At 68.9% G+C, this 10,403-nt stretch carries 9 protein-coding genes; 3 read left to right on the forward strand and 6 right to left on the reverse strand.

Annotation, left to right across the window (positions count from 1 at the left end; all coding sequences use genetic code 11):
• Positions 1-2 precede the first annotated feature (2 nt).
• On the reverse strand, positions 3-1,316 hold the full coding sequence (locus tag VFG33_RS06355) for a glucosidase family protein (RefSeq protein ID WP_325023389.1): 1,314 nt from the start codon (positions 1,314-1,316) through the stop codon (positions 3-5).
• Positions 1,317-1,408: 92 nt separating this feature from the next.
• On the opposite strand from VFG33_RS06355, the gene VFG33_RS06360 reads away from it, so the two are divergent.
• Positions 1,409-2,419, forward strand: a complete 1,011-nt coding sequence (locus tag VFG33_RS06360) for a LacI family DNA-binding transcriptional regulator (RefSeq protein ID WP_325023391.1) — start codon at positions 1,409-1,411, stop codon at positions 2,417-2,419.
• Here the strand turns inward: VFG33_RS06360 and VFG33_RS06365 are convergent.
• The 4 genes from VFG33_RS06365 to pepN form a co-directional block, all read right to left on the reverse strand.
• Complete coding sequence (locus VFG33_RS06365) at positions 2,370-3,368, reverse strand: MFS transporter (RefSeq protein WP_325023393.1); 999 nt, start codon at positions 3,366-3,368, stop codon at positions 2,370-2,372. The two genes, VFG33_RS06360 and VFG33_RS06365, sit on opposite strands and share 50 nt — an antisense overlap.
• Before the next feature lie 76 nt (positions 3,369-3,444).
• Entirely contained in the window at positions 3,445-3,861 is a 417-nt protein-coding gene (locus VFG33_RS06370; RefSeq protein ID WP_325023395.1) for a hypothetical protein, read from the reverse strand.
• Positions 3,862-4,089: 228 nt separating this feature from the next.
• A complete protein-coding gene (gene sepH, locus VFG33_RS06375; protein WP_325023397.1) occupies positions 4,090-5,541 on the reverse strand; it encodes a septation protein SepH in 1,452 nt (483 codons plus the stop codon).
• 208 nt (positions 5,542-5,749) lie between these two features.
• Positions 5,750-8,209: an aminopeptidase N gene (gene pepN, locus VFG33_RS06380; protein WP_325023399.1), complete on the reverse strand. Its 2,460-nt coding sequence runs from the start codon at positions 8,207-8,209 to the stop codon at positions 5,750-5,752.
• A gap of 81 nt (positions 8,210-8,290) precedes the next feature.
• Here pepN and VFG33_RS06385 point away from each other — a divergent pair, with 81 nt between their 5' ends.
• Both VFG33_RS06385 and VFG33_RS06390 read left to right on the forward strand, forming a co-directional pair.
• Positions 8,291-9,235: an aldo/keto reductase gene (locus VFG33_RS06385; RefSeq protein WP_325023401.1), complete on the forward strand. Its 945-nt coding sequence runs from the start codon at positions 8,291-8,293 to the stop codon at positions 9,233-9,235.
• The gene (locus VFG33_RS06390) at positions 9,232-9,999 is read left to right on the forward strand and encodes a YaaA family protein (protein WP_325023403.1); all 768 of its coding nucleotides are present in this window, start codon (positions 9,232-9,234) and stop codon (positions 9,997-9,999) included. The genes VFG33_RS06385 and VFG33_RS06390 overlap by 4 nt, the downstream gene beginning before the upstream one ends.
• Positions 10,000-10,009: 10 nt before the next feature.
• Here the strand turns inward: VFG33_RS06390 and VFG33_RS06395 are convergent.
• Positions 10,010-10,403, reverse strand: a 394-nt coding sequence (locus tag VFG33_RS06395) for an acetamidase/formamidase family protein (RefSeq protein WP_325023404.1), incomplete at its 5' end; no start/stop codon positions are given.

The raw sequence follows: 10,403 nt of genomic DNA on the forward strand, positions 1-10,403 counted from the left end.
GATCACCTTCGAATCGATCGGTCGGCGCTCAGGCGGACGGTGCTGCCTGGCGCGAGCTCTGTGACCTGGGGAGGGGTGCCGGCGAAGTGGGCCTCGCAGCGGAGCGGTGAAGCGGTTCCGGCCAGCGTCAGTTCGGTGTGGTGCCGGCCCTCGTGGCGGATCGTCAGGAGGGCGTTCGCGATCGGTACGTCGCGGACCTCCACCCACTCGCCATCCGGCAGCTTGGAACGGGTCGAGATCGAGCCGTCGGCCGCGACCTCGAGTCCGGTGAGACCGGTCGCGAGGTTGGAGATGATCGTGAAGGGGATCTCCGGGTAGGTCCACCGGGAGTCGATCACCCGGCGCAGCCAGTACAGCGCTTCGTCGTCGAACCCGTAGGCGAAGAATGCCTCGGGCAGGTAGCTGGTGGATTCCAGGAAATGCGGTGGGTTCTCGCGCAGCCACTCCGCGAGCTGGGCCAGATGGCGGTGGACGCGGCGGTCGTCGAGCGGCATCCGCTTGACCATCGGGAACCAAGAAGCCTCGGACGCGAAGCCCTTGAGCTGGCCACCGCTCGAGAGACCGACGAGGTAGCGCCCACCTTCGTCGTCCCACCAGGAACTCTCGAACGCAGCCAGGACACGATCGGCTTCGGACCTCGCCTGCTTAGCGAGCGCGCAATCACCCAGTACTTCGCTGACCGTGTTCATGGCGGCCCATTGCGAGGCGACGCCATCGGCTGCGATCTGGAGATCCGGCAGGCCCGCATGCTCGTTGTACGTCGGTGATCCGGCGAAGATGTCGACCGTCTCGAGTTCGCCGGCCAGGCCGAGTCCCTGGATGTCATGCAACCTGACGAAGTCGTTGACGATGTGCTCGTAGTACTCGGTCAGGGCGGGGTCGGTCAGGTAGCGCTTGTCGTGCGTCCAGCGGTACAGCTCCAGCGCCAACTGGGCGATCTCGAAGGGCGCCGGGGTCTCCCGGACGAAGTCGGTGTCCGATCGGTAGTCGATCGCCGCCGGTTCCCCGTCGAAGGTGAACGCCCAGAGCGGGTAGTACTTGCGAGCCTCGGTCGCGGAGGCGCCGAAGTGGCGCAGCATCACGAAGTTCTCCTCGTCGAGACCGAGCAGGTGGGCTCCGAGGGCCTGATGCGCGACGTCACGTGAGTAGAACATCGGCCGGTCGAGCAGTCCGGCGTGGTAGCTCGGGATCGCTTCGGGTGAGCTCCCGGTACGGACCGTGGCCAGCGCGATCTCCTTCGCCCACGAGAAACCGTCCTCGAGATCGCTCAGCGAGGAGGAGAAACCCAGGGACGGGAGCCCGGACGTGGTGTTCATGGCTGGTAAGCTAAGCGCTTAACCTGTCCGGAGGTCAAGGCCCGGGCGCATAGCATTTATCCCTGCACGGGAACGAGCCGGACGAGGTGAGCATGACGACGATGCAGCAGGTCGCCGATCGGGCGGGGGTGTCGATCGCCACCGTGTCCTACGTGGTGAACGGCACCAAGGCCGTCACGCCTGCGACCCGGGCCCGGATCGAGGCGGCGATGGCCGAGCTCAATTTCCAGCGGAACCGGGCCGCCCGGGCGCTGGCGAGCCGTCGTACGCAGAATCTGGCCTTGGCGTTCCCGGCGTTGCAGCGGCGGTTGGGGACCACGTCGCTCGAGTTCCTGACGGGAGCGGCGACGAGTGCCAACGACTGCGACTACCACCTGACGCTCTGGCCGGTGAGCAACACTGCCGACGAACTCACCGACCTCGTGTCGGCTGGCCTGGTCGACGGCGTCCTGTTGATGGAGGTCCTGCTCGACGATCCAAGGGTCGCCGCGCTCCAGGCATCCGGTACTGTGTTCGCGTTGATCGGCCGGACCGCGGATCCGACCGGCCTGCTGCATACCGACATCGACTTCGACGCCACGGTCGCGGGCGCACTCGATCATCTTGAAGGACTCGGTCACCGGCATCTCGGCCTGATCGAGGAGCAGCACGCGGACTCGAGCTTCCTCGGGTACGGACCCCAGGTGCGCACGGCCGCGGCCCTCGATCGTCAGCTGAAGGAGCGCGGTCTGACCTCGCTGACAGTCGGCTGCGATCAAACGGCTGCCGCGGGAGCCGAAGCCACCCAGCAACTGCTCACCGATCATCCCGAGATCACCGCGATCATGGTCCGCAATGAACAGGCGATCCTCGGGGTCATGCTGGGCGTTCAGAGAGCCGGACTCCGCGTACCGGCCGACGTCTCCGTGCTCGCCCTGACCACCTCGGCCGAGATCGCCACCATGTCCGAACCGGCCCTCACGATCATGCGCTCACCCGGCGAGCAACTCGGCCGCCTCGGCGTCAAGATCCTGGTCGACTACCTGGACCACGGCCTGACCGCCGAGCCCCAACTCATCTCCTGCCCCCTCCAGCCCGGCGCGTCCACCGCCCCTGCCCGCTGACCGGGTCGGTGTTCATCTCGATTCGCCGCAGTGAGGGCAGGAGTAGGGGTAGCAGCATGGCTACCGCCAACACTGCCCCTCCGGTGATGGTCACAGCTGCGGTGCCAAAGGCCGCCGCCAGGAGCGGGGCTGCCAGTTGGCCGAGGGGAATCGACGCGAACGACCCGAACTCGTCGTAGGCGCCGACTCGGGAGAGGAGTCGTTCGGGGATATGGAGGTGACAGACCGTGGACCACACGACGGTGAAGAACTCAGCGGCCACCCCGGCGGCGAAGGCCGCTGCGGCCAGCCAGAAGGCATTCGCGCCGGTACCGAGGAGGATCAGCGGGACGGCGGCCAGCGTCATCAAGGACAGGGCCCGCACCATCGGTCGTCGTACGGTCAGCTTCACCATCACCACGGTGGCGAGTAGCGCGCCGGCCGCGCGGGCGCTCAGTACGAACCCCCAGCCTTGAGCACCGATCGTGTCGACGGCGATCACCGGGCCGAGGATCTGCCAGATCCCCAGGTAGACGGCGTTCAGAACAGCGAAGGCCAGGGTCACCGACCAGATCCACGGCTTGGAGCTGAAGTAGCTCCAGCCCTCCCGCAGTTCGTCGAGCATGGTCGAGCCGCCTGCGGCGCGATCCGGCCGATCGGGGAGCGAGATCCGGCCGAAGCAGACGGCTGCCAGGAGGAAGGACACCCCATCCGCGGCGAGAGCCCAGCCACCGCCAACGGAGACGGTCAGCAGGCCGGCGGCGGCAGGCCCGATCATTCGGGCGAGGTTCCTGGTGGAGGCCAGCAGCGAGTTGGCCACCTGGATGCCGCGTCCGGTCGCCAACTGCGGGACGATACCGCGCATCGTCGGAGTGGTCAGCGCCTGAAAGACGCCGTTGAGGGCCGCTAGTGGCAGCAGGAACGCGGGGTCCTGGTGAGTCAGGAAGCGGCCGCCCGGACGCGGGCGCATCCGGTTCGGGCATAACGAGCAATACTCGCCGCTCGCCCCGAGTTCCTCAAACAGTTTTGTCCTGGGGGAGCCAGGGTCAGGCGACGCCGACGAGGGTGCGGGGTGCTGCCGCGGGGAGGGCGGTGAGGAGGTCGAAGAAGTGGGGGGCGGCGTCGGCGAGGCGGAGGTGGCCGGCTTCGTGCTGGGTCCAGCCGAAGAGGAGTTCGCCGTCGATGGTGCGCTCGGCCAGGGGAGAGGCGAACGTACTCAGCGCGACGCGGGCCGGGCCGGTCTGCGGGTGGTGGTCGCCGCAGCCGCACTCGGCGGCGATGGTGATCGTGGTGAGCGCGTCCGCGGAGTAGTTGCGCATCCGCAGGGTGGTGCCGCGGGCGGTGAACTGGGCGATCGTTGCGTCAGGCAACTGAACGAGCAGTTCGACCGGGACGGCGTGCGAGCCGGGCAGCAGGCGCAGCCCGCGGGACGCGAGCAGGTCGGCGAAAGCAGAGAGGTTCATCGCTGGGAATCCGGAATCCTGTGGTTGCTGGTGTCGGCGGGCGGGCCTCGGAAAAGCGGGCAGGGCCTCGTGCGCCGGAGACGGCGCGCGTCAGCGACAACAACAGCAACAACACAGCGAGATTCGCATGCGGAAGATCATGGCAGACCCAGAGTCAACTGCCAAACACCGCCCGCAATCTGAGACACGTGTCCAGGTTCAGCTGCGGGCGGGTGTCGGGAGCAGGTTCTAGTCCGCCTTCTTGCCGAACATGATTTCGTCCCAGCTGGGGACGCTGGCGCGCTTCGAGCCTCGTTTGGTCGCCTTCTTCTTCGGCTCGGCCGCGGCGGGCTGCTCGGCGCCGTCCTGCGCAGCCGGCGCCTCGACAGGAGCGTCACTCGGTGCGGGGGAGGACTCAGGCAGCGGCTCCGGCCGGGGATCAGCAGGCTTCGGCGCGAACTGCCGCGGGTCCGCGGGACGCGGCGCAGCCGCACGTGCTGCTGCATCGTCTCGCCGAGGATCCGCAGGACGCGGTGCGGCGGCTGCGGGCGCTGCGTCTGGCACAGCTTCCTGGCGTGCGTCGGTCTGGCGGTTGTCTGGACTCTGCCGTTCGGTGAAGCGGTTCTTGGGGGCGGCCGCGCGCTCTTCCGGGGGCGTCATCGGCGGCTGGTCGACCGGCAGTTGAGCCGAGCGCTCGACCGCCCGTACTGCGGGCCGCAGCGCCGGCGGCTGCTCAACTGGTACGTCGATGAGTGTGGGCTCGTCGTCGGGACTCGGCACCGAGTGCACCCGACGGGGACCGCGCTCGACATCCCGCGAAACCTCGCGGGCTACCTCACGCGAAACTTCCCGCGATACGCCGGGCGGGCTGTCGTGCCCCGCATCGCGACCAGGCCCGCGGCTGAAGTCGCGGCCGGTTTCTCTTTCGAGCTCGCGGCCGAACCCGCGACCGGTGTCCCGGTTGGCGTCGCGGTCGGACTGGTGGGCCCGTCCGCGCGGCAGGCTGATGGTGTCCTCGAAGCCCGCTTCGTAGCTGTCGGCGCCGTGGTCAGGAGCAAGGCTCAGGTCGAAGTCCGCGACCGCGGTGAGACGGCGCTCGGTCGGCGGCGCGATCACCTGCGCCTGCTCGCCGACGAGCCAGCGGGCCTCGTCGTCATCCGGGACCGCGTACCGCCCGGGAGCGTCGTACGCGAACATCGCGACCTTCTCGTCCTCGGACTCGGCGAAGTACGAGACGCGGACGGCCCAGCGGCCGTCGTCGCGGCGCCAGGCGTCCCACTCGGCCGAGGCCGGGTCGACCTGGCGGGTGCGGAGGCGCTCGGTCACCCAGGCACCGAGGTTGCGGGTCGGGGCGTCGCCACCGCCGCGGCGCCGGACGGAGGCGCGCTGCGCGAGGTTGGCGACGTGGTCGCGCTCGGCCAGTACCGGGCCGGCGAACGCCATCACGCGTTCCATCGGCATCTGGGCGACGGCCGCGACCGCCTCGGGACTTTCGCCGGCGCGAATACGAGCCTGGATGTCTCGTGGGCGCAGCGCGCTCTCCATTTGAATCTCCAGCTGGCCGAGTCGGGCACGGTCGCCGCGCAGGGCCGCACGCAACCGGTCGTCGACCGGGATGGCGAACTCCTCACCCGTCTCTGCCAGCGCCAGGATGAGCTGCTTGCCATCCTGGCTCAGGCCAACGAGCCTCGCCTCGCGCATTGCCTTTGTTCTCCTGTGCGGTTCTAGACAGTCTCTCCCGGCGCCTGCTGCCTGACCAAGACCGGCGCGCCGTGCCCGGCGGTCATTGTGGAGGTTACGTCACGAAATCACATCTTGCCTGCTCACCACCGTCCTCGTCGTCACACCAGTCACACTAGTCACAACCGACGGTGATCGTGACGGCGAGGTCCCGTAGCCGACCATGTTTTCACTCGATCGGATAGGCCGCGCGGACCGCGAGAGCACGCCGTACGTCGTCCGCGTGGTCGCCCACCGCGCGCCGGATCCCGGCCGACACCGACTCGTCGGCGACCAGGTCCTCGGACATCTGGACCACCCGCTCGTCGATCGCGTAGCGCGGGAAGCCGAGCCGGATGCTGTAGGCGACCACCCAGCCCGTGCGGAGCTTCTCCGTGCCCGCGATCTCTTCGAAGAACCGCTCCACGTACGGCGCGGTCAGCTCGGCCTGAGCGGGATGCCAGAAGCCCTCGCAAGCGGCGTACACCTCGTAGTTCGGGAGGTCCGCATCAGTCATGATCTGCGCCCAGGCCCGGTCCTTCGCCTCCGTCGTCGGCAGCGCCGCCCGGGAGCGGGTCGCGTGCACGACGCCCTCGGACGAGTTGTCCCGGGTGAGTTCGGCGTCGATCTCGGCATCGCCGACAGCGCCGAGCCGGGCGAGCTGCAAGGTGATCAGCCAGCGCAGGTCGGCGTCGACCGCGGCGCCTTCCGGAACACTTTCGCCGATCAGCCAGCCGCGCAGCAGCCCGGCGTCCTCGGTCACGCGGGTCAGCGCGCGGATCACCATCAGCTGGAGGCTGCTTCCGGCCGGAGCCGTCGCCAGCTTCTCGGTCAGCACCGCGGCCAGACGTTCCCGGTACGGCTCGTACGGCAGGTAGACCCCGAGCAGCCGGGTCTGGGCCCACGTGATCATCGCGCCGACGGCGAGGTCACTGGTCTCCGCGGGCAACGCGGCCAGCACGACGTCGAAGCCGAGCCGCGGGTCGAGCTCGCCGTCGGCCGTGGCGTCACGGATGCTGTTCAGCACCACCGCCCGGGTGACCCCGTCCTCGATCTTCGGCAGCACCTGGGGCAGCCGCGACAAGCTCAGCTCGTCGAGCCGGATCTTGGCCCAGGTGTCGTCGGCCGCGTCCGGAATCACCACGGCCACGGACGGGTCGAGCGCGACCTCGACCTCGTCGGCGTCCAAGAGGACCGGTACGGACACCCCGCGCCCCGACTCGTCGTACCCGCCGACAGTGAACTTGTGCGGGCGATCGGCGGGATGGTCGGCGGGCGTAGTACGGCGGAGCTTGATGCCGGTCGCGGTCCGCTCGGCACTGATCGTGTCGACGCCAGCAGTGCGGAGCCAGTTCTGCGCCCAGGCCTCGAGCCCGACCGCGCCGGCCTCGGTCCACTTGGCGACCAGATCGGCGAAGGTCGCGTTGCCGAACTCGTTGGAGGTGATGTGCGCCCGGACACCGGCGAGGAACACGTCGTCGCCGAGATAGGCGGCCAACTGCTTCAGTACGGCCGCGCCCTTGGCGTAGGAGATCCCGTCGAAGTCGTCCAGCGACGCGAGCGCATCCTTGACCGCGTCCGCGGCGACCGGGTGGGTGGACGAGCGCTGGTCGGCCTGCAGGCCCCACCACTTGCGGATGAAGGCGAAGTCGATCCAGTTGTCCGTGTACTTCGTCGCGGTGCTCGCGACGCGATGCGCCATGTACTCCGCGAACGACTCGTTCAGCCACAGGTCGTTCCACCACTGCATGGTCACGGTGTCGCCGAACCACTGGTGCGCCATCTCGTGCACGATGGTCCGCGCCCTGGAACTGCGCTCGCCGTCGGTCGCGACCGAGCGGAACACCATCGAGTCGCGGAACGTCACGCAGCCCGGGTTCTCCATCGCGCCGGCGTTGAACTCCGGCACGAACGCCTGGTGGTACTCCCCGAACGGGTAGCGGTACCCGAACAGCCGGTGGAACTCGTCGAACGCCTGACCGCTCACCTCGAAGATGTCGGCGGCCTCGCGGTCCAGCGCCTCCGCAAGCGACTGCCGTGAGACCAGGCCGAGCGGGATTCCGTCGTGCTCGCTGAGGATCTGGTGGTACGGGCCGGCCACCAGCGTCACGAAGTACGTCGAGAGCGGTTTGGTCTCGGCCAGCTCCCAGCGACCGGGGGAGACCTGGGTCGCGGCTCCGTTGCCGAGCACGATCCACTCCGGCGGCGCGGTCACCTTCACCCGGTACGGCGCCTTCAGGTCCGGCTGGTCGAAGCAGGCGTAGATCCGCGGCGCGGCGTCCAGGAAGGACATCGCGTAGAGATAGGTCAGTCCGTCGGCCGCGTCGACGCTGCGGTGCATGCCCTCGCCGTCGTTGGAGTAGAGCATCGACGCGACTACGACCAGCTCGTTGTCGGCCGCGAGCCCGGTCAGCTCGAGCCGTCCGTCGTCGAGTCCGCCGACGGCGACCGCCGTCCCGTTGAGGGTGACGGAGATCAGCTCGTCCGGCTTGACGTCCACGAACGTCGAGGCGGTCCGGGCGGAGAACGCGATCGTGGTGGTGGAACCGAACGTTCGATCGCCCTGGGTGAGGTCGAGATCGACGTCGTACGAGTGGACGGTGAGTGCGGCGGCCCGGGTACGGGCGCCGTCGACGGAAAGACTCGGCATGTTGTGCATGCTATGTCGTAGCAGGTCGCCACAGCATGGGCCTTCGGCATTCCGGTGGGATCCGGCCTCTAGGCTGAAGACATGACTGAGATGGAGTACCGGCAGCTGGGCGATTCAGGACTCACGGTCAGCGTGGTCGGACTGGGCTGCAACAACTTCGGCGGCCGGATCGACGCCGGCCAGGCGGACACAGTGGTGAACGCCGCCCTCGACGCCGGTATCACCCTGTTCGACACCGCCGATGTCTACCGCGGCGAGCAGGGCTGGAGCGAGGAGATCCTCGGACAGGCGCTGGGCAAACGCCGCGACGAGGTCGTGATCGCGACCAAGTTCGGCGGTGACCTGAAGGGCGCGAACGGCCCCGACTGGGGTGTGCGCGGTTCCCGCCGTTACATCCGCAAGGCGATCGATTCCAGCCTGCGCCGGCTCGGCACGGACTGGATCGACCTCTACCAGCTGCACGTCCCCGATCCCATCACGCCGATCGAGGAGACCCTGGCGGCGCTGTCCGAGCTGGTTGCCGAGGGCAAGGTCCGCTACATCGGCAGCTCGCAGTTCGCCGGCTGGCAGGTGGTCGACGCCGACTGGGCCGCGCGGACCGCCGGGTTCGAGCACTTCATCAGCGCGCAGAACAAGTACTCCCTGCTCGACCGGGACGTCGAGGACGAACTCGTCCCCGCCTGCGAGCACCTCGGCATCGGCATCCTGCCGTTCTTCCCGCTGGAGGCCGGCCTGCTCACCGGCAAGTACAAGCGCGGCGAGGGCGCCCCGGAGGGGACCCGGTTGGCCAAGCAGCCGGAGCGGTTGGCCCGGGCAGATTTCGACCGGATCGAGGCGCTGGAGACGTTCGCGGCCGAGCGCGACCTCACCCTGCTCGACGTCGCCATCGGTGGCCTGGCCGCACAGCCCGCGGTCGGTTCGGTGATCGCCGGCGCCACCAAGCCCGAGCAGATCGCGCAGAACGTCGCGGCCGGACTGTGGGATCCGACCGCCGAGGACCTGGCGATCCTGGACGAGCTGACGTGACCCTGATCCTGCTGCCGCCGTCCGAAGGCAAGACCGGTCGCTCCCGCGGCCGCGCGGTCGACCTGTCCACGCTGTCGTTTCCGGAGCTCGGTTCGACCCGGGAGAACGTGCTGGACACGCTGGCGAAGGTGAGTGCCTCAGCCGACGCGTACGGCGTACTGAATGCGGGGGTCTCGCTCAAGGATGAGGTCGAGCGGAACACCCGGTGGCGGACAGAACCGGCTGTTCCGGTATCAGAGCTCTACTCGGGCGTCCTGTACGACGCTCTCGGCTACAACACGTTGTCCGCCGGCTCGAAGCGACGAGCGGGAGCACGTCTGCTCGTCGTGTCGGCCGCCTGGGGTGCCTTGCGGATGAGCGACCGCGTCCCGCCGTACCGGCTGTCCATGGGCACGACGCTGCCGGGGCTCGGGCCGCTCGCCTCGGTCTGGCGCGATCCGCTGTCGGCCGCGCTCGATGCGGCCGCCGCGAACGGCGTGATCGTCGACTGCCGCTCGTCCACCTACGCCGCGGCCTGGCGCCCGACCGGTGGGCAGGCGTCGAAGTGGGTCGCCGTGTCGGTCGTCCGCGAACGGGGTGGCGTCCGCTCGGTCGTGTCCCACAACGCGAAACACACCCGCGGCCTGGTCGCCCGGCACCTGCTCGAATCAGGCAAGGACCCCGGTACGCCGAAGTCGCTGCACAAACTGGTCGCCGACCGCTGGAACGCCGAACTCGAACGAACCGGCCCCGGCTGGACCCTCACAGTCGTCGAGCACGACTAACTGTGCACCCTTAGAAATGCGCCTTCGGGATCACGCCGTGGACGCCGGTGGTCCGGTCGACGACCTGGGAAACCTCGAAGTCGGCGGCCGCGGACAGGTAGGCGTAGGCCACGGCGCGATCCATGCCCTGGTCCTCCTCGAGGAAGTCGAGGGCGTTGACGACGGCCCGGCGCATGGCGATGTTGAGATCGTTGCCCTGACCACCCTGGCTGCCGTCCGGGTCGGACAGTCCGATCGGAACCCACGAGTCGGGCGTCTCCGCGAACGGGTACCGGAACGCCACCGAGGGCGCGTCGCCGGAGCCCTTCTTGCAGACGGTCAACCGGAACGTCGCCCGCAGCGAGCCCTCCATCGCCGTGAGCGCGACCTCGCCACCGCCCATCGCCAGATGCGGATCGCCGGTG

The sequence above is a fragment of the Kribbella sp. genome (assembly GCF_035687465.1).
GTDB lineage: Bacteria > Actinomycetota > Actinomycetes > Propionibacteriales > Kribbellaceae > Kribbella.